We start from the raw sequence: 26140 nt of genomic DNA on the forward strand, positions 1-26140 counted from the left end.
GTGGTTGAGATATAATAATTAGTTAATCTTAAAATAATGCGTATGACTAGAATTTTGTACCGTACGATGTCATGTTTCGTTATCCTGATGGCAATGAATTTTTGTCAGGCAGTTTACGCACAGTCGATCGATACGAAAGTTTTGTATGAGATTGTCAATGTAAACGGTTTGGTTCTTGATAATCAAAGTAATCTTGACAATAATTCCAATATTTTTATTGCGACCCGTGTCCCTAAGAAGACCTCTCAGGTATGGGCGTTGGTGCATTTGGATAATGGATGTTATCAGATCGTAAGTCCTTTATCGGGGAAAGCGCTCGATAATGGTAATCACGGTCAGAATGTGGGGCGCGTTATTCAGTGGGATGCACAACAGAATAACGGGAACCAGCAATGGACACTGACTCCTGTGGGTAAAGATACTTATACTTTTACGAGTAAAAGTAGTAATATGAATCTCGGATCACCTGATGAAGGTGCTGTGGGAGAGACCGTTTTTCAGCTTAAGCCCGATGCTTCCAATCGGTTACAACACTGGAAATTGGTAAAATCGAATTTGAAAGTCGAATTCGATGCTCTCAAAACGACTAGTGAAAACGATTGGGAGAACGAAGCGATATTTGCTATTAATAAGGAGCCGGGGCATACGACATATGTTCCTTTCCCATCGGTTCAGGCGTTAAAAAATGATCCGTCGTATCAGAAACCGTGGATCAGAAATCAATCTTCACGTTACCAGCTTTTGAATGGAAACTGGAAATTTAATTGGGTAAAACAGCCATCTGAAAGACCGGTTAATTTTTATAAACCAAGCTATGATGTATCCGCCTGGGATGAGCTCCCTGTTCCTTCTAATTGGGAAATGCACGGTTACGGAACCCCGATTTATACTAATATTACTTATCCTTTCCGTAATAATCCTCCTTTTATACAGACTCAAAAAGGATATACCAATGAGAAAGAACCGAATCCGGTTGGTTCGTATCGTCGCAATTTCGAGATTCCTGCCGATTGGTCAGGAGATGAAATTTTCTTGCATTTCGATGGAGTATATAGTGCTATGTATGTGTGGGTGAATGGGAAGAAAGTCGGTTATAGCCAAGGAGCTAATAACGATGCGGAATTCAATATTACACCCTATGTGAAAAAAGGAAAGAATGTTTTGGCTGTCGAGGTTTACCGTTGGAGTGACGGAAGCTATATCGAAGATCAGGATATGTTCAGACTCAGTGGTATTCACCGGGATGTTTACGTTTATGCTACCCCAAAATTGCATTTAAGAGATTATTATATTACTTCCGGATTTAATGAAGATTTGAGCAAAGCTGAAATGAACGTCAGGTTTAATGTGAAAAATTACGGTAAGAAAAAATCTGATGTGGCTGTGGCTCAGTTAACTCTTTTGGATGCAGATGGAAAACAGGTCGCTCTGATCAATGAAAAAATCGATCCGTTGGCTAAAGGAAAAGAGGCGGTGGAAAATGCTTCGGTTACGATTAAAAATCCTAAGTTGTGGACTGCAGAAACTCCTTATCTTTATACCGCTATCGTAGAATTACTTGATAAAGACGGTAAAACATTGGAAGCTTTCCAGACTATGTACGGTTTCCGTAAAATCGAAATTAAAAATAATCGGGTATATATCAACAACGAACAGGTATTTTTCAAAGGAGCTAATCGTCACGACATACATCCGCAACTCGGTAAAGCTGTTCCGGTAGAATCGATGATTGAAGACATTCTTCTGTTTAAACGCTATAATTTAAATACAATACGTACAAGTCACTATCCTAATGATGCCAAAATGTATGCATTATATGATTATTACGGTTTGTATGTGATGGATGAAGCCGATCTCGAATGTCATGGGAATAATTCGATTAGTGAAAAGGAAAGCTGGATTCCGGCGTATGTCGATCGAATGGTACGGGTTATTGAACGTGATAAAAATCATCCTTCGGTAATTTTCTGGTCGATGGGAAACGAGTCCGGTAACGGTAATAATTTTAAAGCGGTTTATAAGGCAGCACGTGCTCTCGATTCGCGTCCGATACATTATGAAGGATTTAATGAAATTGCCGATATGGACTCACGTATGTATCCTTCGGTAGATTTTATGATTAAAGAAGACCGCAATGGACATCAGAAACCTTATTTCCTTTGTGAGTATGCTCATGCTATGGGAAATGCGATCGGAAACCTGGCTGAATACTGGGATTATATCGAAAATAAGTCTGAACGAATGATTGGAGGTTGTATCTGGGATTGGGTAGATCAAGGAATCTGTAAGTATGACGAGAAAAAAAATCGGTACTATTTTGGTAGCGATTTTGGAGATAAACCCAATGATTTCGATTTCTGCTGTAACGGAATTGTGACACCCGATCGTCAGATAACACCCAAATTACTCGAAGTAAAGAAAGTTTATCAATATATCAAATTCAAACCAGAGGATATTGCAGCCGGTAAAATAAAGATTATTAATAAATACGATTTTCTTAATCTCGATCAATTTGATCTGTACTGGACGTTGCAGAAAGACGGGAAAGTGATAAATGACGGTTCTATGCCATTAGGAAATGTAGCTCCTAACGGAGAAGTTACCGTAACAATACCTTATACAAAAGATATCCAACCGGGAAGTGAATATTTTGTAAATCTGGGAATTCTTTTAAATTCCGATTGTGTATGGGCCGAAGCCGGGCATGTAGTGGCTACCGAGCAGTTTGCTATAACACCGCGGGTAGAAGTCCCAGCTTGGGTAAATGCATCTTCCGATACGTTGAAAACATCGCTTTCGGGTGACGTCCTTGATTTTAAATCTCCGCATTTTTATGTCGCTTTCGATACGAAAGACGGTAAAATGGTTTCATTGCGTTATAATGGTACGGAGATGATATACGATAAGACCGGGTTTGGTTACAATTGGTACCGTTCGATCAGTAACGAGAGAAATGATTTCGGAAACTGGTCGACACATTTGGATTGCACTGTTTTCGATTGGAAAATTTCTGAAGACAAACGTTCGGCGACTGTAAATACATCGTTTGTGGTAAATATCGATCGTCCGGAACGTCCGATTACAGAGAAGTATTCGGTTACATATGTAATTAACTCTGATGGTACTATCGATGTAAAAGGATCCTTCCCCACCAGCGCGAAATTTGCCTTACCCCGTATCGGGTTACAAGTAAGCCTTAACCCGACACTCGAACAGGTAGAATGGTATGGGCGTGGTCCCATAGAAAATTATTGGGATCGTAAAGACGCGGCATACGTGGGTATTTATAAAAATACGGTAACAGGTATGGAAGAATCTTATGTGCGTTCACAAAGTATGGGTAATCGGGAAGATGTTCGTTGGTTGGAGCTTACCAATCAGAAAGGAGAGGGTATAAAAATTACTTCGCTCGATAACTTGCGTTTTACGGCATTGCATTTTACCGATCCTCAATTATGGGATATTGTACACGGACACGATCGGGATGCGGTGCGGCGTGCCGAGGTAGTTCTTACCCTCGATTGCATACAGCGCGGGTTGGGAAATGCCAGTTGTGGTCCTCGTCAATTACCGAAATATCTTATAAAATCGAATAGTCTGTACGAGTATTCCTTCCGCATTACACCTGTAAATCCGTGAGGAAAACAGTATATCAAAAAAACAAACGCCTTTCTTCAATAAAGGAGAAAGGCGTTTGTTTTTTAATCGTGATATTTTTTTTGAATGGGAGATTGTTTAATGATTTTGGTTTTCGGCGTTCGCTTCGTTATGGAAATTATTTATAATCGTATTCAATTCTTCCGGCCGGTTCGACAACGGGAGCGGTTTAGATTCTTTTAAAGCGTCGGGAGTGATGTCTATGCGCACGTACTGGGGCAAGCTTTCTAAAAATTCTTTCTCTACAGAATTCGAATCGGTGGGGATTTTTTTTGTCGCTACAAACGATCGATTGCCAATCCAGATAAAATTTTCGAGGTCGGATTCGTAGAAATTATAACCTCCACGCTCGAGTGAGGCGATTTGAGCCAATCGCCCATTGGGAAGTATTTTATATACGTAGATATAAGGATTTCCCATATAAGGATTTTCGTAATTAGTTAAAAACAAGTTTGTCCCTTCGCATAAAACGGGAATACTATTCGACTTAAATTCGGTGACTTCTCCTGTCGCAGCATTCATTACAAAATAATACCACGACTCATATCCCTCGAAATGGAAAAAATGCAAATTATGTTCAGGCTCGTATCCGTCGTATACCCATTCACACGAAAAGTCTGCTGCTTCATCCTCGTTATAATCATGATTCAACAAGGTAATATTTCCGGTTTGACAATGTAAAGTCAGGCTATCGCCATTCAGCGTGAATTGTTTCGATCCGGGATTGAGTTTTTTATTATAATTTCTTTTTGTCAGGGTTACGTATTCCCGGTGGTTTATACCCTTCACATGGGCACCCATATTGCTGTAAATACGTAAAGGAACCAGCGTTTCACTTTCATAGTCGTATATATATCTATTAATGATTTTACCATCTTTCGAATAACTTTCGGCGCATATATTTGAACCATCTCCAAAATATAAAGGACAAGTTTCAAGATAAATCAAACGTCCTTTTTTATAGTCCCGTATTTCGAGAAATTCATTATCGTTTTTCTTTATTATTTTTTTGCTGACCGAGTCGCAATCGTCTTTAGTTAATCTGAATATTTCATCGTATGGAGTGGAATATATACGTTTATAAAGCTGTTTAATACCATCTTCTCCGATTTTGTAATTTTCGGTAATCCGGTACGAATCTGTGTCGTCTTCCCATGTCGCATACGTAATCGTGTAACGGTCGGGGGCTTTTTTAGTACCGAGGTGATATAAAAAATCATCACTCGACTGGCTGTAATACCATGTTTCGAAGGGTAATATTTTTTCATCGTCGCGGTATCTTTCTACCAGAGAGAGATATCCGTTAGGAAACCATCGGCGGGTTTCTCCGTTTAACTTTCCGCCTTTGTATTGTTCAAACCAGTCTGGGGTTCCGTCATAGAACCAACGTTTCCGCCATCCGTCGAGTTTCCCTTTAGTCGCCTCATAATAGATATAAGGAAGCCCGTTAGATGAATATGAAGTATAAAATTCGTGTATACTGTCGGGACGTACTATGATTTCCATCAAGCGATTATCTCTTGTACTGTAAAACCGTACGGTATCATTTTTTATCCCATCCCTGTAACGAGCGATTGAATAACACAGATCGAATTTGTCGAAATAAAAATCCTTATAATCTCCATCCATTAATTCTTCACCAGAATACCAGCGATCTACGCCATCGATATGTTTCTTTCTTACGCTGTCTTTGTAATAAGTCTTAAATGAATCTTCGGGTTCTCTTAAAAAGACGGGCAGTGAGTTTTCGATTTTTTGTTTATGATTATCTTCTTTATAAGTTGTAGAGGTTTGATGTATCGATTTGGTTTCTTTACAGCAAATGAACAGTAAAAGAAATATACAGTTATAAATAAGGAGATTTTTCATGATAAGATTTTTTACCCGGAGTATGAAGTAGTAAGATTTCAATTAATTAAACTATGCAAATATAATAAAATATTTTTGTTCTTAGGGCTTTAGATAAAATTTTAGATAATGCGTGTTTAGGTTTTATCATGTTATTGAAATGGATAGTCTTTAAAAAAACTGATAACTAAAAGTTATCGGTAATAACAAAATAGAAGGTTGTTATGTGAAAAGAATTATGTTCTTTTGCATCTGATTTTAATAGTAACATTAAAAAAGAAAAAATAATGTTTAGTGAAAAGAGAGGGAGTATGCTCCACGGTATTTTGTTGATTGTATTGTTTTCTTGTGCGGCGTTTTATATCGGCGACATTCCATTTGTAAAAAAACTTTCGTTCAGCCCGATGATCGTAGGTATTGTTTTGGGTATGCTATATGCTAATAGTTTACGGAATCATCTGCCTGGTACATGGATACCCGGGATACAATTTTGTACAAAACAAATATTACGGTTGGGCATTATATTGTATGGGTTCAGGCTCACTTTTCAAGATGTTGTAGCAGTGGGTTTGCCTGCGATAATTATAGATGCTATTATTGTTACCGTTACCATCATCGGAGGCATATATATTGGCAAAATTTTGAAAATGGATAAAGATACCGCATTACTTACATCGGTCGGAAGCGGTATTTGCGGAGCTGCAGCTGTTTTAGGTGCGGAAGCGACGATACGCAGTAAGCCGTATAAAACAGCGGTTGCTATTTCTACTGTCGTCATATTCGGAACGATCTCTATGTTTTTATATCCGTTTTTGTACAGAACGGGAGTATTTGATCTTTCTCATGAGCAAATGGGTATTTTTACGGGATCTACGCTGCATGAGGTTGCACATGTAGTAGGTGCCGGTGATGCGATGGGTAAGGATATTTCCGATTCGGCTATCATTGTAAAAATGATAAGGGTAATGATGCTGGTGCCGGTATTGTTGATTATAAGTTTTGCGATGGTACGTGCAGGTGCAGGGAAAAATAAGGGGGGAAAAGAAGGTCAAAAAAGTAAGATTACGATTCCCTGGTTTGCAATTGGTTTTTTGTTGGTAATCGGTTTTAATTCGTTCGATTTGCTACCGGGTAGGTTTGTAACCGGAATCAATAATTTCGATACATTTTTGTTAACCATGGCTATGACAGCTTTAGGTGCTGAAACTAGTATCGAAAAATTTAAAAAGGCAGGAGCTAAACCATTTATATTAGCTTTGGTTTTGTATGCCTGGTTAATAGGTGGCGGATATGTAATTATAAAATACCTTACTCCTTATATTTTATAAATAAATAGCTTTTGGTAAATTTATTGGGGAGACAAATCTGTTTCCCCTTTTTATATATTTTACGATAAAAGTTATTGATTCAAATAAATGAAGTTTATACAGTCGGGAGTTGTTACAAAGTAAATGTGTCTATTGATATTGTTTTGTTTAATCTCTATTTTTGGGTATCGAGTGTAAATTTCCAGGCGCATGCGCAAGTAGGATCGGATACTTGCGGGTAGCAACTTATCGGTTCGCAAATAAAACGGTCGTCGATAGCAAGAGCAAAATAGGTATATTCCATTAATCCGGCCGACAGACAGGGGTGAAAAGGCATGCTTTTTCGCGAGCGGGCGGTTTGTACTCTGCAATTATTTACCCGGTATATCAAGGTATTGTCTTTGATAATGATTTCAGTGTCGTTAAGAAATTCATTAAAACGATAAGCCAATGCTTGTTTTAGGCCTTCGACTCCCGGACGATCAGATAATTTCAAAAATTTTTTTATCCGTTTTCCTTCCGAATCCGAATATCTTTTCCAAACATTGCAATCATGATACATTGCTTCGTCCATGCCGAATTTTGATTCAACCGACTGAAACCATACCCCATCGAGGGCCGACATATTTTTTGAGAAAATATGTACCAATTCAATTAATTGTTCTTTCGAAAGAGTTTCGAGTATATTCATATCGCTTTATTTATCGTATTATCATAAGTAGAGTAGAAATTATCACGAGTATAGTTATAATAATTCGGAATCCTTTTTCGGGAAGTATCCGTATGATAGATTTTCCGGTAAATGCACCCAGTAAAATACAGGGTATGGCAAATAGGGCGAGCAAAAAGGAGGTGGGAGGAATATTCTCCCAAACGAATATTTGTATCGGCAATTTTACGACATTCATTATAAAAATAAACCATATACTGGTCGTTACAAATGCGTATTTAGGAAGTCGCATCGTCAAAAGGTAAACCGATACGACTGGCCCTGCTGCATTTCCAATCAAGGCCGAAAAACCGGCCAGTATACCGAATAAAGGGCGTAACCATTTTTTTTGTCGATGAGTAAAGGTATGATGTTGCATAACGGTCATGACGATAAGGCCGGCTAAAATGCAGGCTGCCATTAGTTTGCCGAATTGCACCGAAGGCATGTTTTTACCGGTGAATAATGCCAGTATGAGGCCTGCTGCCGCCCAAGGTATCAGATGCAAAATATAGGTGAAGTGTATATGATGTCTGTTTAACCAGGCCGACATTATATCTGCGACGAGTATCGAGGGTAGTATAATGCCTGTGGAAGCTTTTGCCCCGAAAAGTAGTGCATATATGGGGATTGTTAGGCTGCCGACTCCCTGAATACCGCTTTTGGCGATTCCCGTCAGAAAAGTGCAACAGAAAAAAACTACCCATTTCCAGGGTTCGTCGAAAAGTTCAGCCATTTTTATGTTCGAGTAATTCGATGCAAAGATACGTTACTTTCGGTAATTCTTTTCTTGGAAATGAAAAAATACAAATCTGAACCCGGCTGTTTGAGGTGAATTGACTACCTTTACAGGTACTTTTAATTAAACGATGAGATGGAACGATTTGATGTATCGCAATGGCCCCGAAAAAAAACGTATGAGTTGTTTAAAGATTATGCAGACCCTACATTTAATCTAACTACAAATGTTGAGGTTACGCGCTTATATAAAGATTGTGTTGAAAATAAAAGGAGTTTTTTTCTGTCTTCTTATTATTATCTTTTGAAAGCCGCTAATGAAGTTACTGAGTTCCGATTGCGAATTATCGATGATGAGATTTGGGATATTGGTAATCTCGACGGAGCATCTATCGTATCGCGTGGCAATGGAGACATTTCCTTCATTTATTTCCAAAATCAACCCACCTTTGAAGAATTTATGGAAGATGCTTCGAGACGTCTTCATGTTCATTTGCAACAAGACGGTCATGATCCCGAAAGCTTCCGCCGTAATCTTATTTTACATTCGGTGCTACCATGGGTCTCATTTACTTCGGTAAAACATCCGCATAAGGATTTGAAAGATGCCGATATGCCACGTATTACTAATGGTAAATTAATTAAGGATAAAAACCGTATCTGGATGCCGACCAATGTAGAAGCACATCACGGGTTGATGGATGGGTATCAGATGTCTCGTTTTTTTGATAAATTGGAAACTTATTGTGCACGCTGATAAAGGAAATAGATATGGGAGAGATCAAAAACATTGTTTTCGATTTGGGAGGAGTATTGTTATCTCTCGATCGTGACAAAGCCGTAAAACGTTTCGAGGAAATAGGAATGGCTGATGCTGAGCAAATGATAGATCCGTATCATCAGAAAGGAATTTTCCTCGATCTCGAAGAAGGTCGTCTTACCCGCAAGGGGTTTTATGAAAAAGTGAAGGAACATATTGGCAAAGATATATCTGCTGAAGCGATTGATTATGCCTGGATGGGTTTTATTGTCGATGTAGAAGAATATAAACTTTCGTATTTATTGGAATTAAGGAAAAAGTATAGAGTTTATCTCATCAGTAATACCAATCCGATCATTATGGGGTGGGCTCGTACTTCTGGTTTTACTTCATGGGGACAGCCTATAGGCGATTTTTTCGATCGTATGTATACCTCATATGAGGTGGGAGCTTGTAAGCCTTCTGCTGTCATATTCGATTATATGATAAAAGATTCTGGGTTGAACCCGGAAGAGACATTGTTTGTTGACGACGGTATCCGAAATATAGAAAAAGGAAAAGAGCTGGGATTTGTCACTTATTGTCCGTTAAACGGAGAAGATTGGAGGCCGGTTTTGGATAAACTATTAAAAAAAGATTTATAGTAATGAAGATTGCTCATATTGCACTTTGGACGAATGATATAGAAAAATTAAAGGATTTTTATGTGCGGTATTTCGGAGGAATATCTAATGAGAAATATATAAATCCACATAAAAAATTCGCGTCGTATTTGGTTGCCTTTGACGGAGGAACGGCTATTGAGATAATGGAGCGTGCCGACGTAAAAACACTTCACCCCGAGAATGAATGTCTTGGGTGGGCACACCTCGCTTTTTCGGTCGGATCGAAAGATAAGGTAGATGAAATGACCGAGCTTTTTAGAAAAAATGGATATGCTGTTATCGGAGAGCCTCGTACAACGGGAGACGGTTTTTATGAAAGCGTCATACTCGACCCTGAGGGAAATCGTGTAGAAATTACTGCCTGAATTTGATTTAAGAGAAATTTACCCGTTATTCTCTATGACCGAGATAATTTGTTCTTTTCCTTTTCATAAAAATATTTCCAAAGAGGTAGTGCTTGTGTGGCTTGTATAATTTCACCACTTTCGAGAATGGAGAGAACTTCCTCGGGAGATAAAAGATATACATCGATATCTTCTGTATTTTCAAGATGAGGTTCTGATATTTTTTCGACATCTGTTGCCAAATAACAATATACTTTGTTTGTGTGTGTACTGGGATTAGCGGAAGTGACTACAAGTTCCTGCCATGCTCCGTTACCATATCCTGTTTCTTCCAGTAATTCACGCTTTGCTGATGCCAGTGGAGATGCATCTTCCTTCTCACATACACCGGCACAGAGTTCGTAAGTAGTGATACCCGATGCATGACGGTATTGTTTTTCGATAATGAATTTTCCTTCACGGGTAATTGCTATGACGTTAATCCAGTCGGGATATTCGAGTATGTAATAAGACGGTATAATGTTTCCGTTAGGTAATTGTACTTTTTCACGCCTAGCGGTAAACCAAGGTTCTTTTGATAGATAATCGCTCGAGAGTACTTTCCATTTTTTATCGGTATGGTCTTTCATAATTGGGGTTGTTAAAGTTAATTATGGATATAAAACGGATAGAAGACATTAAAAATTGTTTTTATCGGAAGAAATTATAGCGTGCTTCTATTTTTATATGCTGGCGAAGGAATTTAATATCAAAACAATTATCTTTGCCCCGCTATGGCAAAACGCATACTCCGAAAATATTACATAAAAACCATCAGGCGTTTACGACACCGAAAAGGATACGGTGTACATTCTCCTTTTGCTTATAATCTGATAACTAAAGTTATCGAAGAGCCGTTTATGTATTACTGTTATAATGAAATCGAGCGTCTTAAAAAGGAGGTATTGCCTTTGTATACCGAAAATATTTCGACAGGAAAAAGAAAAAAGATTTCTTTTAAGAAAGGAACGCTTTTGTTTCGGCTCGTTAACCATTTTAAGCCACAGCATATACTCGAGATAGGATCTTCTTGGGGAATATCTACGTTATATCTGTATGAGGGAAATCCGTCGGCAGAACTGAGGAGCATCGAACCGGATAAACTTGTATGCGGGGTGGCTCGGGAAATTACATCTTCTTTTTTATCTCCCGATACATTTTCCGACGGAGCTTTGTTTGAAGCAATCGATAATTATTTACTACAATATCCCTGTTTACAATTTGTTTGTATTCATCGGCTGGCAAATGAGCAGGATTATCCTTTATTATTAGATCGTTTACAGAACCATTTAGGCCCGGAAACCGTTATTGTCATCGATGAAATTAATGGAAATCGGGCTCGTAAAGTATTCTGGACCGGATGGATGGAAAATAATAATGTAAGGGTAACTATGGATTTATATGATATAGGACTGATATTTTGTAATCCTAAGTTAAATAAACAGGATTACGTTGTCGCATTTTAATAGGAAATATGTATGAAAAAAAGTAATATTTATACGGGTACCGGAGATAAAGGTTTTACCACATTGGTAGGTGGGGCTAAAGTATCGAAGACCGATCCTCGTCTCGAGGCATACGGTACGGTTGATGAGCTGAACGCTCATATCGGGTGGTTGATGCAGGTCGAAGGGACCGACTCCGAGAACGAGATTTTGTCTTTTATACAGAACAAACTGTTTGTAATCGGGTCTTATTTGGCAACAGATACAGCATTAACTGAATTGAGAGAGGCAAGCCGTATGAAATCCGAGGATGTACTACGTATCGAAAGACGAATCGATGAACTCGATATGCAGTTACCTCCGATTTCTAATTTTGTGTTACCCGGTGGCACGCCGGCTGCTGCTGCTTCACATATTTGTCGTACAGTATGTCGCAGGGCTGAACGCCGTATATGTGAAGTTTCCTCTCAAGCAGAGGTTGATGATAATCTAATGAAGTTTATGAATCGTCTTTCTGATTATCTATTTGTGTTTGCAAGATTTAACAGTTTTAAGGAGATAGGTACTGAAATTTTCTGGAATAAAAGTTGCTAATGTATTTTTTTGCTTTATTTTTGCGGAAATTTAAAAAGGAATAAATTTTAAACCCCATATACTATGTATTGGACATTAGAATTGGCCTCGAAACTTGAAGATGCGCCTTGGCCAGCCACGAAAGACGAACTTATCGATTATGCCATGCGTTCGGGCGCTCCGCTGGAAGTGATCGAAAACCTTCAGGAGATGGAGGATGAAGGAGAGATCTACGAATGTATCGAAGATATATGGCCGGATTATCCCAGTAAAGAAGATTTCTTCTTTAACGAGGAAGAATATTAATTACTTCTAAATAAGTAAAATATTAAGTCCCAGCGCGATAAACAAAATAGTTATTTATCGCGCTGGGACTTTTGTGATTTTGCATGGATTTGTTTCGTTTGTTTAAATTATAATTCTTTGCTATTAAAGTCGAAGTTAAAATCTACTTTTACATTATCCATTGTAAAATCGGGAAAAGCTATGCCGGGTTCCGGTCAAATTAGTGTTTTCGTTTGGGTAGAAGGAAAACTCCGGGTTGGTGTGGCAGTTACTACTTCGTGTGGTGTAATCGAGACTGATGCGTAGGAAAACCTTCTTTTTTATCTATTTCGAAATCCATGCGATTTAGTTCTACTTATGGCTCGAACATTACTCTGGCATGTTCTATTTCGTTAGGGAGTAATGCCTGTGTATATATCTATTATTGGGGATAAATCCTAACGTATCGGGCAGCTGTAATCGTAGTGGTGAATGCGTTCGTCGGGGAAGTTACTTAGAAGCGTCGATAGACTTTGGCGCATCTTCATTTTTATCTGCCATAATATTTTGTCATTCCGTACGTTTTTTATTTTAAAATATCTATTTGTAATATGGTTACGATATAAATCCAGACTCATTTATTTTTATGAAGAAGATAGTCATAGCTTGTGATTCTTTTAAAGGTTCGGTTTCTTCGATACAGGTTTCTAAAGCAGTAGAACTTGCTATAAAAGAAGTATATCCTTATTGTAAAGTGATTACTTTGCCTGTGGCCGATGGGGGAGAAGGTACCTTAGAAGTGCTGATGCAGGTGAAAAAAGGAGAATCTGTGTTGGTGGATGTCCATGACCCTTTGATGCGACCGTTAAAGGCTGTCTATGGAATTTCTCCCGACCGAGAAACTGCATTTATCGAAATGGCTGCGGCCAGTGGTCTTACTCTGTTAACACCTGCAGAGAGGAACCCTTGTATAACGACGACATACGGGACCGGAGAATTTATTGCAGATGCTTTGTCGCGAGGATGTCGTAATTTTATTATTGGCATAGGAGGCAGTGCGACTAATGATGCCGGTACTGGTATGATGCAAGCTCTCGGGTATCGATTTTTCGATAGGAACGGGGAAATTATAACTACATGCAACGGTGAAGCTTTATCCCGTATTGCATCGATTGATGCTGTCGGTTTACTACCGGGTCTGAAAGAATCGCATTTTACAATAGCCAGTGATGTATCTAATCCTTTTTCGGGACATCAAGGTGCAGCATATGTATTTGCCCGACAGAAAGGTGCAGATGAAGAAATGATAAAATTATTGGATGAAGGGATGGAAACCTATGCAGGACTGGTCGAAAGGCTTACGGGAGTGGATGTCGAATGTATCTCGGGTGCTGGTGCTGCCGGAGGGTTGGGGGGATGTTTTGCGGCATTTTTTTGTGCAGAATTAAACTCCGGAATCGATATTATATTGAACATGCTCGAGTTTGATAAGCAGATTTCTGATGCAGATATGATCATTACAGGAGAGGGACGGATAGACGGACAGACTTTACTCGGTAAAGTTCCTTTTGGCATATTGGAAAGAGCTTCAGGAAAAGGAATACCGGTTGTGGCTTTATGCGGTAGTGTAGAAGAGTCGGAATTGCTTGAGAATGCAGGGTTTCTTGCCGTATTACCGGTGGCTCCCGGGCCGATTTCTCTGGAGGATGCCATGGATGTGAATTTTACCGAAGAACAGATACATCGTACAGTTAGACAATTTTTACGTTTGATCAATTATTTTTCCGGGAAATTCAATTGTTAATCGTTTTCTTTTTCTTCCAAATTTCGTTAAGTTTTATTTTATTACTTTTGCAATTTAAAAAATAGCTCGTCTTACAATTTAAATGAAGTTTTTAAGTTATATAAAGACAATATAAGGGAAGACCGTGTTAATTACGAGATCCTTCCGTAAAAAATGAAAGTAAAATACCTCATATCATTTTTATTATTGTTGCCAGCCTTTTCGGGTTTAAAGGCGCAAGTGGATGCACAGTTTAGCCAATACTGGGCCTTACCGGCGTATTATAATGCCGGTAGTGTGGGAGCCAGCGAGCGACTGAATATACTTGCTTCTTCCCGTCAGCAATGGGTAGGAATGCCTGGGGCGCCCAAAACGTTTCTGGTAGGAGCGGATATGCCTTTGCGTTTTCTGAAGCAGGATCACGGAGTAGGTCTGATGCTGTCTTCAGAATCGATCGGCCTTTTTTCTACGATGACGATGGGATTGCAATATGCCTTTAAAGTAAAACTCTGGGGTGGAAAACTCGGATTGGGATTGCAGCTGGGATTACTTAATCAGAAGTTCGACGGGACGAAAGTATATATACCCTCCAGTGATGAACATGTTACTACCGAAGACGGGATACCCCAAACTCAGTTACAGGGAATGGCTTTTGACATGGGATTTGGGGCCTACTACACTCATAAATATTTTTATGTAGGATTATCTTCTCAACACCTGACACAACCGTTGATCAGTTTCGATGAAAAATACGAGACTTATGCCTCCAGAACTTATTTTTTTATGGGAGGGGGCAATATCCCGATTAAAAACACGTTATTAGAGGTACAACCGTCAATGATGCTGAAAACTACTTTTAAAATGACTCAGGCAGAACTTACGGCTCGTCTGAAGTATAATAACTTTATTTGGGGCGGCTTGGGTTATCGTTGGAAAGATGCGATGATCGTCATGATCGGTGCGAAAATAAAAAACGTTCTTTTCGGTTATGCTTATGATTATCCGGTCTCGAAGATTGTAAAAGCTACCAAGGGTAGTCATGAGGTATTTGTAAGCTATAGCATGAAAGTCGATTTTTCTGATAAAAATAAAAATAAACATAAAAGTATTCGCATACTGTAATTTATGAAGAAACTAATCTTATTATTGGCTTTAGTCGGTATTTTGGCCTCATGTGCTCCTTCGTCGCACAGTAATGGCGGCGAGTTGGTCGGTGTCGGCGGTACGGCGTGGGGAGAACCTGCACCTTACGGTATGGTATTGGTTAAACGCGGAGCGTATAATATGGGGCCGGCGGAAAAAGATAGCTTATGGGGTAATCTGCGCGATTCGAGAGGCATTTCGGTAGATGCCTTTTGGATGGATGAGACCGAGATCACCAATTCGGAATATAAACAATTTGTTTTCTGGGTACGTGACTCTATTATCCGTGAACGTTTGGCCGATCCCGCATTCGGCGGAAACGAAGCATTTAAAATAGAAGAAGATCGGGACGGTAATCCCGTAAAACCTCATTTAAATTGGAATAAAGCGATTCCCTGGCGCAATCCTACCGAAGATGAATTGCGGGCTATCGAAAGTGTTTATCGCGTTAATCCGATAACCGGTCAGCGTGAATTAGACGCTGCACAGATGAATTTTAAGTATGAAATATTCAATCATACCGAAGCGGCTAAACGCCGGAATCGTCTCGACGCAACTCGGCGGGTTCTCGATACCGATGTAAAGGTCGATCCTAATGAAGTCGTGATGATATCTAAAGATACCGCTTATATCGATGAAGATGGTCGTATTATGCGCGAAACGGTAACAAGACCGTTACAGAGTGAATTCGACTTTCTGCATACCTATATTGTAAATATTTATCCCGACACGACAGCTTGGGTAAATGATTTCGATAATGCTTATAATGAGCCGTATATGCGTATGTATTTTGCGCATGCCGGTTATAACGATTATCCGGTTGTTGGTGTGTCGTGGGAACAGGCTAATGCTTTTTGTGCTTGGCGTACGCAATATCTCCAGGCCTCTTTCGGAGGGCGTGGCCCTGCTTTTATCGAGCCATATCGGCTACCGACCGAGGCGGAATGGGAATATGCGGCAAGAGCTGGAAAAAATGAAAATAAATTCCCTTGGAGCGGCGATGAAACCATGGCCGAAAAAGGCTGTTTTTATGCCAATTTTAAACCCGAGAAGGGAAATTATGTAAAAGACGGTAACCTGATCACATCGCGTGTCGCATCTTATTCTCCTAATGAATTCGGGTTATATGATATGGCAGGAAATGTATCTGAATGGACTTCTTCTGCTTATACCGAAACCGCCAATCTGAATACCAGTGATATGAATCCCGAGTACCGTTACGATGCGGCAAAAGAGGATCCGTATAAGATGAAGCGTAAGATTGTGCGCGGTGGATCTTGGAAAGACGTTTCGAACTTTATTCGTTCCGATATACGTATGTGGGAATATCAGAATGAGCAAAGGTCGTATATCGGATTCCGTTGTGTACGTACACAGATTGGGTTTGCCAAAGGACGTAAATGAAAATTAAAATAGAACAGGATATAATTTCTACCAAAGACCATGGGAAAATATAAAAAATATAAAAACAGATTGGAGAAATTTCTCCAGAGCGAGGCAGGCAGGCGGTTTTTTAATTATGCTTACAGTATTGGTGCTGCTATCGTAATTCTGGGTGCTTTATTTAAGATCTTGCACCTTCCTTTCGGAAATCTATTACTGAGTATCGGTATGGCTACCGAAGCATTGATGTTTACGCTTTCGGCATTCGACCATCCGGCTAAAGATTATGATTGGGAACAGGTTTTTCCTGTTTTAGGTTCGAAAGATCCCGAAGATCGTCCCGATTTCTCGGGAGGAAACGGTACTGTTATTATCGGTAACGGTAAAGGAGGCTCTGTGACAACTTCTGCGTCGGGTGTAGCAGCTATAACACCTGAGGCTGCTCGGCAAGCTGCTGGTTTAAGCGGGATACAATTGGAAGAAGAAGATTCGAAAAGCCTGACCGAAAGCATACAGAAACTTTCTGCTGCGGCGGATCAGCTTTCCCGTATGGCGGAACTTACGGATGCTACGCAGCAATATCTCAATCAGCTTTCATCTATTTCTGATGAAATGAACCGGTTGAGAAATGCGACTCAATCGCTTACAGAAGTTTCCAATGTATTATTGAATTCTTATCAAAGTATTACCGATAATTCGGATGGAATAAGTGAACATTCGCAAGGTTATGTAACTCAGATGGAAAATCTGAACCGGAATATTGCCGGTCTGAATACGATTTATGAAATACAATTGAAAAGTATCAGTTCCCAGTTGGATTGCATCGATAGGGTAAATGTTGGCTTGAAGAGTATACGCGACATGTACGAACATTCGGTAACCGACAGTTCGCGTTATTGTGAAGAAACGGAGAAGATGACGCAATACATGAAACAGTTGAATAAGATTTACGAAAAAATGCTTACGGCTATGACTGTAAATATGTATTCGCCGATGGGGCAGCGTCCGATGGCCGCAGAACCGGCTCCTACAGAACAAGTTCAGACGGAAACGGGCGTTCCGAATAGGGATAAAGAATGATTCTTTGGTTTTTGGAATTTCTTTAATAAAACAGAAATATGGCATCTCCTAATTCAAACCTATCTCCTCGTCAGAAGATGATAAACTTAATGTATATCGTCCTCACGGCGATGCTGGCCTTAAACGTGTCGTCTGATGTGTTGAACGGTTTCCGGCAGGTAGAGGAGGGTTTGGTGCGTACGACAGGCAATTCGTCAGTACAGAATCAGGCATTGTACAAAGAGCTTTCCGCATATCATGAAAAAAATCCGGAGAAGGCTGGTGAATGGTATGATAAGGCGGAAGAAGTGAGAAAACGTACCGATTCTCTTTATAATTATATCGGTGAACTTAAAAAACGAATAGTAATACAGGCTGATGGTGAAGACGGTAATGTTTTCGATATAAAACATCAGGACGATCTCGAGGCTGCATCGGTCGTGATGCTGGCTCCTAAAAAAGGAGAAGGAAAGCGATTACGTAATTCGTTGACCGAATATAGTCGGGTTGTAACAGGCATGATACCCGATACGTTACAGCGTAAAGTAATCAGTGAGTATCTGACTCCGCGTTTACCGGGTGCGACAGATCATCGGAAAGCATGGGAAGAGGTTATGTTCGAAAATATGCCTGTTGCCGCAGCCGTAACGATTCTAAGCAAGTTACAGAGCGATATACGTTATGCCGAAGGAGAAGTATTACATACATTGATCAAGAATGTGGATGTGGGCGATGTGAGGGTAAACAAACTCGATGCTTTCGTGATTCCGAATTCAAAGACGATTATTCGCGGAGGAAGATATTCGGCTGATATTGTATTGGCTGCTATCGATACTACTCAGGCTCCGGATATATATATAGGAGGAGTTAAATTGCCTCAGGCAAATAAGGGCAAGTATGAATTTATTTGTGGAAAAACCGGTGTATTCGATTTTTCGGGGTATCTCGAAGTCCCTCATGGCGACGGTTCTCTTACCCGTCACGATTTTACATCTTCTTATACGGTCATAGAACCTACGGCGACGGTTTCTGCAACTATGATGAACGTATTATATGCCGGAATAAATAATCCGATAAGTATATCGGTACCGGGTATTCCTACTCAGGCGATTAGTGCAACTATGTCTAATGGCCAGCTTACCCGATCGGGAGACACATGGATAGCTCGTCCTTCTAAGGTGGGTCAGAATGCGACGATTACTGTTACGGCAAGTCTGGAGGGACATTCCCAGGTCGTGAATACGACAACATTCAGGGTACGCCAGTTACCCGATCCTACTCCATTTATCGTATATAAGGATGAAAAGGGAAACAATCGTCGTTATAAAGGTGGTAAGCCGTTTTCAAAAGCTCTTCTGTTATCTTCACCCGGTATAGAGGCTGCTATCGATGATGATTTGTTGAATATCGATTTCAGAGTAATCGAATTTAAAACGGTTATTTATGATTCGATGGGTAACGGAATCCCCGAAATCTCAAATGGTGCGTCTTTCTCCGACCGGCAGAAGACGGCGTTGAGACGTCTTTCTAAAGGAAAGCGTTTTTATATATCCGGAGTGAAAGCCGTAGGGCCGGATGGGATACAGCGTGATATCTCTCCGATTGAAGTAATTGTAAATTGATATTAAGAAAGAAAAAATAGATAGGGCGTATGAAACTAACTAAATTTATATGGGCTATAGCGTGTTTCTCCTGCTCGCTGACAGTTATTCAGGCTCAGACGGCAAACCGGTCTACCGTACGTACTGCCTCTCCGGATAAGGAAGAGAAGAGTGTACTTTCGGTACGGGCACAAAATCTGTATGATAATACAGGTATTTCAGAGGCGGATATCCCTTGGGAACGTGTTATTTATCGGGAACTTGATCTTACAAAAGAGAAAAATTTACCGTTGTATTTTCCCGAAGAGGTTATCGACGGACAGGAGAACCTTTTTCGTATGATTATGCGCTTATTGCTTGATAATCAGATACCGGCATATGAGTATCTCGATGGTCGGGAAATATTTAGCGACCAGTATAAACTTAAATTGAAAGAAGGAATTCTCGACCGTTTTGAAATAATGTATGAGGAAAAAGAGGGGAGGACAACTAAAACGACTCGTTATATAGTCGAAGATAGTGATATACCCACCAATCTGGTGTTATCTTATTATCTGAAAGAACGTTGGATTTTCGACCAGCGTAATTCGAAATTCTATCCCGAAATAATAGCGATATGTCCTATATTGAGCCGTACTGGTGATTTCGGTGGAGAACCGGTAAAATATCCTATGTTTTGGATTCGTTACAATGATTTGCGACCTTATTTGTCGCAACAATATATCTTGGCCGACAATGAAAATAATGTTCGTCATTATACTTACGACGATTATTTTCAGTTACGTATGTTTGATGGAGATATATATAAAACGATGAATCTGCGGAACATCTCTTTGCAACAGCAATATCCCTCTGATACAGCTCGTATAGCAGCACAAAAGAAAATAGAGGATCAGTTAAAAAATTTCGATAGTAATTTGTGGGTAACCCCGCCCACGGCCAATAAAGCTGAGGCCAAAGCAGAAAAAGACGATAAATCGGATAATAAAGAAACAAAGACTGCTGTTAAGGAACAGACCGAAGTGAAAAATTCTGTACGCTCTAAGCGTTCTTCTCGGGGATCGAAGAGTAGTAGTGTGAAATCATCGAAAAGCGGAGGAAGTAAATCTTCTTCTAAGTCGGCTCCCGTACGATCGGTTCGCCGTACACGGTAATTTTACAGATACGGAAATGGCGAAGTTTTCTGAAAACTTCGCCATTTCTATATTTATTTCAATCATTAGAGTAAAAAGTATTTATTTTTTCAACCCGTTTTTTGCCCCTTTAAACCCTGATTTTATCACTTCGTTTAATTGACTCACTTCGTCGGTATAACTTGCCCTTAAGCCGCAATTCCAGTATTCAGTAATGGGATTGCGGTCGATAATTCTTTTTTCGAGTATCTCTAACGAGGGAGCTTCTTTCAGTTTACTGTATTCCTCATAAGTATAATCGGTAAACGCGGCATTAGGTCCAATACCTCGATTGTCCAACCAATATCCATTATTTAATTGGGTAGGGACAGCCAGTTTACCCTCATAATAAATATCAGTAGGTGCCGGATAAGAAATAATGCGTGTTCGAGTTTCATCTAAAGTAACCGGTACGAATTTTGCATAATTTTTTACGGTTTTATACACAATGGCCTTTGGCCCGGGGGCGAAACGCATGGATATGGAAGTCATCGATGCTTCGTTATTTTTGCTTCTGTTTTCCGAACTTTTACAGCCGGTTGATAATGCCATAAATAGTGCCGTTATTGTGGTTAGCCATATTTTTTTCATCAACTATCGTTTTATCAGTTTGAGTATTTTATATTTACCTTCCGAATACAAGGTCACAGTGTAAATTCCCGAAGGCAATTGTGAAATCGTGATTCCGCCTGAGAGATCGCCCGGTATTTCATTCACATAATAAATCCGTCCTGATAGGTCTGAAATAACGATTTTTGAGAGAGGCTTATCTCCCTTAATATAAAATCGGTCGTCTGCAGGATTGGGATAAAGAGTAAAACCGTTATTATCTGCAACCGACTTTTCTATCGAGGAGAGATCGGATTCGCTGATATCGATTCCCGAGGAATTTATTTCGAGAATAAGAGCCTGTGTATCTCCTAATATGGCTTTAGGATATTGCCATGTATTGCCGTTCGTTGATTTTGCGGCAACCTGTAAACGGTAGGTGCCATTAGCTACGGTAGAAGGAATGGCTATATTGAAATTGGGGCTGCTTTCGTAGAAAACATCTAATTCATATTGCCCGGTAAAATCTATTTTGTCGAGAATTATATTATTACCGCTATTTATGTCTTGAAGAGATAATCCTACTTGTCCCGAGAAAGTTTCTGTGCCCATATTAAAGATCGAAAAACGCACCGGCAGTTTTACATTCCGGCCGGTATGTGTTGCTGAAGTATATAAATTTTCTATATAAAGCGAAGCTGCCGGATCGTATAGCGCAGAACCTTTATCGGGCTGAATCCCGATGATTGCACTTGCGTTTATCGAAAAACCTCCGTCGCCTGATCCTCCACCTGTGCCTACTCCGTCGGGATCAAGTATCGTAATATCGAAATATCCATCTTGATATCCACCCCATCCCCAATTGATATGGAAGAGCCCGTTATTGTCGTAGCCGTCGCACACGAATTCATGTCCTTCGTTTCTGTTATTGCTTCCCCCGTACATAATCGGTCTTTGGGCATCGAGTTCCGATTTTAGCAATCTCGACCAGTTTTCGGTCGTATAATAATCGGCAAATACGACTCGAAGTCCCTTATCGTAACCGAAATAGGTGTATAATGCATGGGCTGCTGTATTATCCATCGCTCCACTCGACTGGTAGGTGTAATCCATATCGCATGATACCCCGCAATGGAACATCAGTTGCGCAACTGCGGCTTTTTCAATGTCAGAACTTTTGTCATTGTACCGGGGTGTCATATTTTCCCAATCGTATCGGGTTCCTTCGAAAGTGGCCGATAAATTAAATTTTTCTGTTTCCGATACATATTTATGCGATCCTTTTCCGGTAAGGGGCCATTTATGATAATACATGATCTGGGCCATGGCGGTGGCGACGCATCCGGTGGGACAATGCGTGTCTCTGATAGTCGGGCAATCATTATAATAAGGATCCAGTTGATTCCATTGTGTTTCTCCTAAAAGAGGCCCTACAACGGAAGTGGATTTTAATTCACGTTCGGTTCTTTTATAATTTCCCGATGTGATAATTTGCGCAATAGATTTATTATAAGCGTCCAGCCAGAAACGTATATTTTGGGGCATATTCTCGGTAATGAATCGATTGTCAAAAGAATAACCCAAAATCGGTTGTATTCGATCGTCTGCTGCAATCATTACAAACCCGGGAGCATCATTTTCATTTCCAAAAACATAATAATAATTCTCGATAGAGTTATCCGATCGGGTTACATTGTTTTCTGACATTTTCCCGGTATATATAAGTTTGAGATTTGTCGTGTGACTCCGGGTTTTCGGATAATTTACCGAAAAGAAATTTTTGGCGGTCTCGAGTGCAGTCTCCGGTGAAATTTGTTTTGCCTCCGCCATTATTATGACCAGAAAAAGTAAAGCGATTGCGAGTGTAATTTTTTTCATATATTATAAGTTTTTGGTAATTCAAGGGCCATAATATACTGGATTTGTTGTTATTAATAAATATATTAGGTCTAATTTTATTTATTTTTAATCTATTCTGATGGTAATTGCCGGTAATTTACCAGAAAATACGTTGATATGTAATTTTATTACTCCGAACGATCAGTCCAGTCTCCGTTTTGTTTGATGAGATCTATCAGTTTATTAACCGCATTTTCTTCAGGGATGTTTTTTTCGATACATGTTTTGTTTTTGTAAAGGCTGATTTTTCCGCGTGCTGCCCCTACATAGCCATAATCGGCATCAGCCATTTCACCGGGACCGTTTACAATACAACCCATTATACCTATTTTCAATCCTTTTAAATGAGATGTTGCATCTTTTACTCGAGCAATTGTTTTTTGCAAATCGAATAAGGTACGTCCGCAACCGGGACAGGATATGTATTCGGTTTTGCTGATTCGTTGCCGTGTTGCTTGTAAAATACCGAACATATATCGTATAAGCATGTCGGATGGTATTTCACCTTTGTTTTGCATCCAGATTCCCTCTCCGAGATAATCGAGTAAGAGTGGCCCGAAATCGGCACCTCCGAAAATCTGTAAATTCTCCGTATTATTTGTCTGGTAACTTCTTCGGATTATTACGGGGGTGGTTATATTTTCGCGGATCAATTTATGAAACAGGGCTCGTATTTCTCCTACCGGATTAATATGCTCTGATTCTGCTATGATTACGATATCGCTGTTTTTCTGGAGTAATGTAGTAATGCGGCTGTCGTATTGGTCGTATCTGAGCAGTAGAAATTTTATATCCGCTTTTGTACCGGATATGTTTTGAATATTTTCTTTTGTAAATAAAGGATAAGTGTTGGGGACACCGGTATAAATTTCGGCATCTACAATTTGTTTAACATCTGTCGTTATCTCGATTTCTTTTTGTTTTCCAGTGTAAATATAATCCGGACGCATCTCGAAAGAGCCTTCTTTGCTAATATCGGCAACGACAACAGGAATATTTCCATTACCGATATCGACGACAGTATGAGTCGTTCGTTTTACCGGTTCTGTGAAATCGAATGTATCGAATATTTCTCCCGATATGGTGGAATGTCCTGCTCTGCGGCTAATATATTCGACCAGTTTACGTGCAACAGGTATTTCCGATTCAGGCTTTTCGCTTAGCGAAACCCTTATCGTGTCGCCGATACCGTCTGTAAGAAGAGTTCCAATACCTACAGCCGACTTAATACGTCCGTCTTCCCCGTCTCCGGCTTCAGTAACTCCAAGGTGCAGGGGATAGTGCATGTTTTCTTTATCCATGGCTTTTACGAGCAGGCGTACTGTTTTTACCATAACGACCGTGTTCGAGGCTTTAATAGATATAACGATATTATCGAATGCTTCTTCTTTACAGATGCGAAGGAATTCCATGCAGGATTCTACCATTCCTTCGGGGGTGTCTCCGTATCGACTCATTATGCGGTCCGACAGAGAACCGTGATTTACTCCTAGGCGTATCGTCGTATTATGCTCTCTGCAGATTTGTAAAAATGGGACCAATTTGTTACGAATGCGTCTGATCTCTTCTGCATATTCCTCATCGGTATATTCGAGTTTTTTAAATGTACGTGCCGCATCGACAAAGTTTCCGGGATTTATACGTACTTTTTCAACTATACGTGCTGCTGCTTCGGCTGCCTTGGGGTTGAAATGAATATCGGCTACCAGTGGAGTCGGGTAACCTCTATGTCGCAGCGCGGAACGTATGTTTCCTAGATTTTCGGCTTCGCGTACGCCTTGTGCCGTGAGTCGTACATAATCGGCACCCGCATCGATGATGCGGATACTTTGTTCTACGCAAGCTTCTGTATCGAGAGTCGATGTATTAGTCATCGATTGTATCCGTATCGGATTGTTGCCTCCTAACGGAGTGTTTCCTATTTTTACTTCCGAGCTGTGACGACGTTTATAGTTGAAATAATCCATGCGGTATGTAATATGTAAAGAAGTATGTATGCTATATTTATAGCCTTACATACTTCTTTTAAAAGATTTATTAATTCGTTTTATATTTGAATTCTATTTGGGCAAGTTCTTCGTTTGCTTTAACGATTTTTTTTGCTAACCCGGCTTTGTATTCTTTTACTTTTAGCGCTATTTTTTCATCGGTAAGAGCTAATATCTGTGTTGCCAGAATAGCAGCATTCAGAGATGCGTTGATACCGACTGTAGCGACAGGAATTCCCGGAGGCATTTGTACGATGGCGTAAAGTGCGTCGATTCCTTCGAGGCTAGACTTAATCGGGACACCGATTACCGGTAGCGTTGTCATAGATGCGATAACTCCTGGTAGATGTGCAGCCATACCGGCAGCGGCGATGATCACTTTTATTCCTCGTTTGCAGGCTCCTTTTGCAAATTTTTCCACTTCTTCGGGAGTTCGGTGTGCCGAAAGTGCATGCATTTCGAACGGAATTTCGAAATTATCGAAAAGCTGGGCGGCTTTTTCCATAATCGGTAGGTCCGATGTACTGCCCATGATGATACTGATAATTGGTTTCATATTATATTTGATTCGGTTTTAAAGGTTTTTCTTAGATTATCTTGAATGCGACGCTCAGAATCATGCACAGATATACCCAGATAAATCCGTTTGCGGTTCCTGCGATAACCTGCATGACAGTATGGCACCCCAAACCAACTCGGGAAGTTCCTAATAATCCGGCTGCGAGAATGAGACCTGTGAATAAATGCATGGGAAAGATCATTTGTATTGTTGCTAATGCGAATGCAGCTCCCAATACTCCCCCGATTCCTGTCATATGAGCACTTATTTTCCAACGGGTGTTTACGATTGCAGCGGTAATTATAGCAAGTAGTCCGCCGATAACGTATGCGGTAACCCAAAGCGGAAGACCTGCCCTGAAAAGATAAATACCACAGAAAATATAAGAGAGAAAACAAATGGCATAGGGTAAGGGGCGATCCTCTCGGTGATTGAGGCCGAGTGTTTTAATTTTTCCGGTCTTATACAACAATAGTATGCTTAATGCGGGTATCAGGCATGTAAATAATAGTACGCCTCCCAGAATAAATAATTTATAAATTGTAGGGAAGATAAAGAGATAAGAATAGAAAAACATCATGAGAATACCATAAAAAGGCATTAATAACGGATGTAATGTTTCTGAGATTATTTTTGCTAAAATTTTCATATCTCT

General features: G+C 40.0%; 23 protein-coding genes. 14 read left to right on the plus strand and 9 right to left on the minus strand.

Going from position 1 to position 26140, the window contains the following annotated elements; genetic code table 11:
* Window positions 1-42: 42 nt before the first annotated feature.
* A complete protein-coding gene (locus tag NMU02_RS01000; protein WP_255025208.1) occupies window positions 43-3639 on the plus strand; it encodes a glycoside hydrolase family 2 TIM barrel-domain containing protein in 3597 nt (1198 codons plus the stop codon).
* 96 nt (window positions 3640-3735) lie between these two features.
* Here NMU02_RS01000 and NMU02_RS01005 read toward each other — a convergent pair whose 3' ends face one another.
* The gene (locus tag NMU02_RS01005) at window positions 3736-5526 is read right to left on the minus strand and encodes a hypothetical protein (protein WP_255025209.1); all 1791 of its coding nucleotides are present in this window, start codon (window positions 5524-5526) and stop codon (window positions 3736-3738) included.
* A 266-nt stretch (window positions 5527-5792) separates the two neighbouring features.
* Between NMU02_RS01005 and NMU02_RS01010 the strand changes: the two genes are divergently transcribed.
* Window positions 5793-6833, plus strand: coding sequence for a YeiH family protein (locus NMU02_RS01010; RefSeq protein WP_255025210.1), 1041 nt, complete (start codon window positions 5793-5795; stop codon window positions 6831-6833).
* Window positions 6834-6987: 154 nt separating this feature from the next.
* On the opposite strand, the gene NMU02_RS01015 is transcribed toward NMU02_RS01010, so the two are convergent.
* Complete coding sequence (locus tag NMU02_RS01015; protein WP_255025211.1) at window positions 6988-7503, minus strand: DUF6125 family protein; 516 nt, start codon at window positions 7501-7503, stop codon at window positions 6988-6990.
* Window positions 7504-7513: 10 nt separating this feature from the next.
* On the minus strand, window positions 7514-8257 hold the full coding sequence (locus tag NMU02_RS01020) for a sulfite exporter TauE/SafE family protein (protein WP_255025212.1): 744 nt from the start codon (window positions 8255-8257) through the stop codon (window positions 7514-7516).
* A 138-nt stretch (window positions 8258-8395) separates the two neighbouring features.
* On the opposite strand from NMU02_RS01020, the gene NMU02_RS01025 reads away from it, so the two are divergent.
* From NMU02_RS01025 to NMU02_RS01035, 3 genes are read left to right on the plus strand one after another with little or no spacing between them, the layout of a single operon-like run.
* Complete coding sequence (locus tag NMU02_RS01025) at window positions 8396-9016, plus strand: CatA-like O-acetyltransferase (protein WP_255025213.1); 621 nt, start codon at window positions 8396-8398, stop codon at window positions 9014-9016.
* 14 nt (window positions 9017-9030) lie between these two features.
* Window positions 9031-9663, plus strand: a complete 633-nt coding sequence (locus NMU02_RS01030; RefSeq protein WP_255025214.1) for an HAD family hydrolase — start codon at window positions 9031-9033, stop codon at window positions 9661-9663.
* 2 nt (window positions 9664-9665) lie between these two features.
* A complete protein-coding gene (locus tag NMU02_RS01035) occupies window positions 9666-10049 on the plus strand; it encodes a VOC family protein (protein WP_255025215.1) in 384 nt (127 codons plus the stop codon).
* 32 nt (window positions 10050-10081) lie between these two features.
* Here NMU02_RS01035 and NMU02_RS01040 read toward each other — a convergent pair whose 3' ends face one another.
* Complete coding sequence (locus tag NMU02_RS01040; protein WP_255025216.1) at window positions 10082-10657, minus strand: NUDIX hydrolase; 576 nt, start codon at window positions 10655-10657, stop codon at window positions 10082-10084.
* A 144-nt stretch (window positions 10658-10801) separates the two neighbouring features.
* Between NMU02_RS01040 and NMU02_RS01045 the strand changes: the two genes are divergently transcribed.
* From NMU02_RS01045 to porN, 9 genes are all read left to right on the plus strand, one after another.
* Window positions 10802-11533 (plus strand): O-methyltransferase, encoded by a 732-nt coding sequence (locus NMU02_RS01045; RefSeq protein WP_255025217.1) that lies wholly within the window; start codon window positions 10802-10804, stop codon window positions 11531-11533.
* Between the two features lie 12 nt (window positions 11534-11545).
* Window positions 11546-12106 carry a cob(I)yrinic acid a,c-diamide adenosyltransferase gene (locus NMU02_RS01050; protein WP_255025218.1) on the plus strand — a complete coding sequence of 187 codons (561 nt, stop codon included), beginning with the start codon at window positions 11546-11548 and terminating at the stop codon, window positions 12104-12106.
* 63 nt (window positions 12107-12169) lie between these two features.
* A complete protein-coding gene (locus tag NMU02_RS01055) occupies window positions 12170-12391 on the plus strand; it encodes a DUF2795 domain-containing protein (RefSeq protein WP_009318182.1) in 222 nt (73 codons plus the stop codon).
* Window positions 12392-12995: 604 nt separating this feature from the next.
* Window positions 12996-14153, plus strand: coding sequence for a glycerate kinase family protein (locus NMU02_RS01060; protein ID WP_255025224.1), 1158 nt, complete (start codon window positions 12996-12998; stop codon window positions 14151-14153).
* A gap of 153 nt (window positions 14154-14306) precedes the next feature.
* A complete protein-coding gene (locus NMU02_RS01065; RefSeq protein ID WP_255025226.1) occupies window positions 14307-15254 on the plus strand; it encodes a PorP/SprF family type IX secretion system membrane protein in 948 nt (315 codons plus the stop codon).
* A gap of 3 nt (window positions 15255-15257) precedes the next feature.
* Window positions 15258-16679 carry a T9SS ring complex lipoprotein PorK/GldK gene (porK, locus tag NMU02_RS01070; protein WP_255025233.1) on the plus strand — a complete coding sequence of 474 codons (1422 nt, stop codon included), beginning with the start codon at window positions 15258-15260 and terminating at the stop codon, window positions 16677-16679.
* A 69-nt stretch (window positions 16680-16748) separates the two neighbouring features.
* Window positions 16749-17738: a type IX secretion system motor protein PorL/GldL gene (porL, locus tag NMU02_RS01075; protein WP_255025234.1), complete on the plus strand. Its 990-nt coding sequence runs from the start codon at window positions 16749-16751 to the stop codon at window positions 17736-17738.
* A gap of 38 nt (window positions 17739-17776) precedes the next feature.
* Window positions 17777-19339 (plus strand): type IX secretion system motor protein PorM/GldM, encoded by a 1563-nt coding sequence (porM, locus tag NMU02_RS01080; protein WP_255025236.1) that lies wholly within the window; start codon window positions 17777-17779, stop codon window positions 19337-19339.
* A 29-nt stretch (window positions 19340-19368) separates the two neighbouring features.
* Window positions 19369-20472, plus strand: a complete 1104-nt coding sequence (gene porN, locus NMU02_RS01085; protein WP_255025237.1) for a type IX secretion system ring subunit PorN/GldN — start codon at window positions 19369-19371, stop codon at window positions 20470-20472.
* A gap of 81 nt (window positions 20473-20553) precedes the next feature.
* On the opposite strand, the gene NMU02_RS01090 is transcribed toward porN, so the two are convergent.
* The 5 genes from NMU02_RS01090 to NMU02_RS01110 all read right to left on the minus strand — a co-directional run bounded on the left by NMU02_RS01090 (window position 20554) and on the right by NMU02_RS01110 (window position 26134).
* Complete coding sequence (locus tag NMU02_RS01090) at window positions 20554-21081, minus strand: hypothetical protein (protein ID WP_255025239.1); 528 nt, start codon at window positions 21079-21081, stop codon at window positions 20554-20556.
* Window positions 21082-21084: 3 nt separating this feature from the next.
* Window positions 21085-22917, minus strand: coding sequence for a C10 family peptidase (locus NMU02_RS01095; RefSeq protein WP_255025241.1), 1833 nt, complete (start codon window positions 22915-22917; stop codon window positions 21085-21087).
* Between the two features lie 149 nt (window positions 22918-23066).
* Window positions 23067-24905, minus strand: coding sequence for a 4-hydroxy-3-methylbut-2-en-1-yl diphosphate synthase (locus NMU02_RS01100; RefSeq protein ID WP_255025243.1), 1839 nt, complete (start codon window positions 24903-24905; stop codon window positions 23067-23069).
* Between the two features lie 70 nt (window positions 24906-24975).
* Window positions 24976-25482, minus strand: coding sequence for a 5-(carboxyamino)imidazole ribonucleotide mutase (gene purE / locus NMU02_RS01105; RefSeq protein WP_255025246.1), 507 nt, complete (start codon window positions 25480-25482; stop codon window positions 24976-24978).
* A gap of 31 nt (window positions 25483-25513) precedes the next feature.
* Complete coding sequence (locus tag NMU02_RS01110) at window positions 25514-26134, minus strand: hypothetical protein (RefSeq protein ID WP_255025248.1); 621 nt, start codon at window positions 26132-26134, stop codon at window positions 25514-25516.
* Window positions 26135-26140: the final 6 nt, after the last annotated feature.

The sequence above is a fragment of the Coprobacter tertius genome (genome assembly GCF_024330105.1).
Lineage (GTDB): Bacteria > Bacteroidota > Bacteroidia > Bacteroidales > Coprobacteraceae > Coprobacter > Coprobacter tertius.

Bases quoted from the DNA above. Each gene is read 5' to 3' on its own strand.
- porK (WP_255025233.1), top strand. From the start codon at position 15,258: ATGAAGAAACTAATCTTATTATTGGCTTTAGTCGGTATTTTGGCCTCA.
- porM (WP_255025236.1), top strand. From the start codon at position 17,777: ATGGCATCTCCTAATTCAAACCTATCTCCTCGTCAGAAGATGATAAAC.
- NMU02_RS01025 (WP_255025213.1), top strand. From the start codon at position 8,396: ATGGAACGATTTGATGTATCGCAATGGCCCCGAAAAAAAACGTATGAG.
- NMU02_RS01045 (WP_255025217.1), top strand. From the start codon at position 10,802: ATGGCAAAACGCATACTCCGAAAATATTACATAAAAACCATCAGGCGT.
- NMU02_RS01095 (WP_255025241.1), bottom strand. From the start codon at position 22,917: ATGAAAAAAATTACACTCGCAATCGCTTTACTTTTTCTGGTCATAATA.
- NMU02_RS01020 (WP_255025212.1), bottom strand. From the start codon at position 8,257: ATGGCTGAACTTTTCGACGAACCCTGGAAATGGGTAGTTTTTTTCTGT.
- NMU02_RS01000 (WP_255025208.1), top strand. From the start codon at position 43: ATGACTAGAATTTTGTACCGTACGATGTCATGTTTCGTTATCCTGATG.
- NMU02_RS01110 (WP_255025248.1), bottom strand. From the start codon at position 26,134: ATGAAAATTTTAGCAAAAATAATCTCAGAAACATTACATCCGTTATTA.
- NMU02_RS01055 (WP_009318182.1), top strand. From the start codon at position 12,170: ATGTATTGGACATTAGAATTGGCCTCGAAACTTGAAGATGCGCCTTGG.
- purE (WP_255025246.1), bottom strand. From the start codon at position 25,482: ATGAAACCAATTATCAGTATCATCATGGGCAGTACATCGGACCTACCG.
- NMU02_RS01060 (WP_255025224.1), top strand. From the start codon at position 12,996: ATGAAGAAGATAGTCATAGCTTGTGATTCTTTTAAAGGTTCGGTTTCT.
- NMU02_RS01015 (WP_255025211.1), bottom strand. From the start codon at position 7,503: ATGAATATACTCGAAACTCTTTCGAAAGAACAATTAATTGAATTGGTA.
- NMU02_RS01035 (WP_255025215.1), top strand. From the start codon at position 9,666: ATGAAGATTGCTCATATTGCACTTTGGACGAATGATATAGAAAAATTA.
- NMU02_RS01010 (WP_255025210.1), top strand. From the start codon at position 5,793: ATGTTTAGTGAAAAGAGAGGGAGTATGCTCCACGGTATTTTGTTGATT.
- NMU02_RS01040 (WP_255025216.1), bottom strand. From the start codon at position 10,657: ATGAAAGACCATACCGATAAAAAATGGAAAGTACTCTCGAGCGATTAT.
- NMU02_RS01090 (WP_255025239.1), bottom strand. From the start codon at position 21,081: ATGAAAAAAATATGGCTAACCACAATAACGGCACTATTTATGGCATTA.
- NMU02_RS01065 (WP_255025226.1), top strand. From the start codon at position 14,307: ATGAAAGTAAAATACCTCATATCATTTTTATTATTGTTGCCAGCCTTT.
- NMU02_RS01030 (WP_255025214.1), top strand. From the start codon at position 9,031: ATGGGAGAGATCAAAAACATTGTTTTCGATTTGGGAGGAGTATTGTTA.
- NMU02_RS01050 (WP_255025218.1), top strand. From the start codon at position 11,546: ATGAAAAAAAGTAATATTTATACGGGTACCGGAGATAAAGGTTTTACC.
- NMU02_RS01005 (WP_255025209.1), bottom strand. From the start codon at position 5,526: ATGAAAAATCTCCTTATTTATAACTGTATATTTCTTTTACTGTTCATT.
- porN (WP_255025237.1), top strand. From the start codon at position 19,369: ATGAAACTAACTAAATTTATATGGGCTATAGCGTGTTTCTCCTGCTCG.
- NMU02_RS01100 (WP_255025243.1), bottom strand. From the start codon at position 24,905: ATGGATTATTTCAACTATAAACGTCGTCACAGCTCGGAAGTAAAAATA.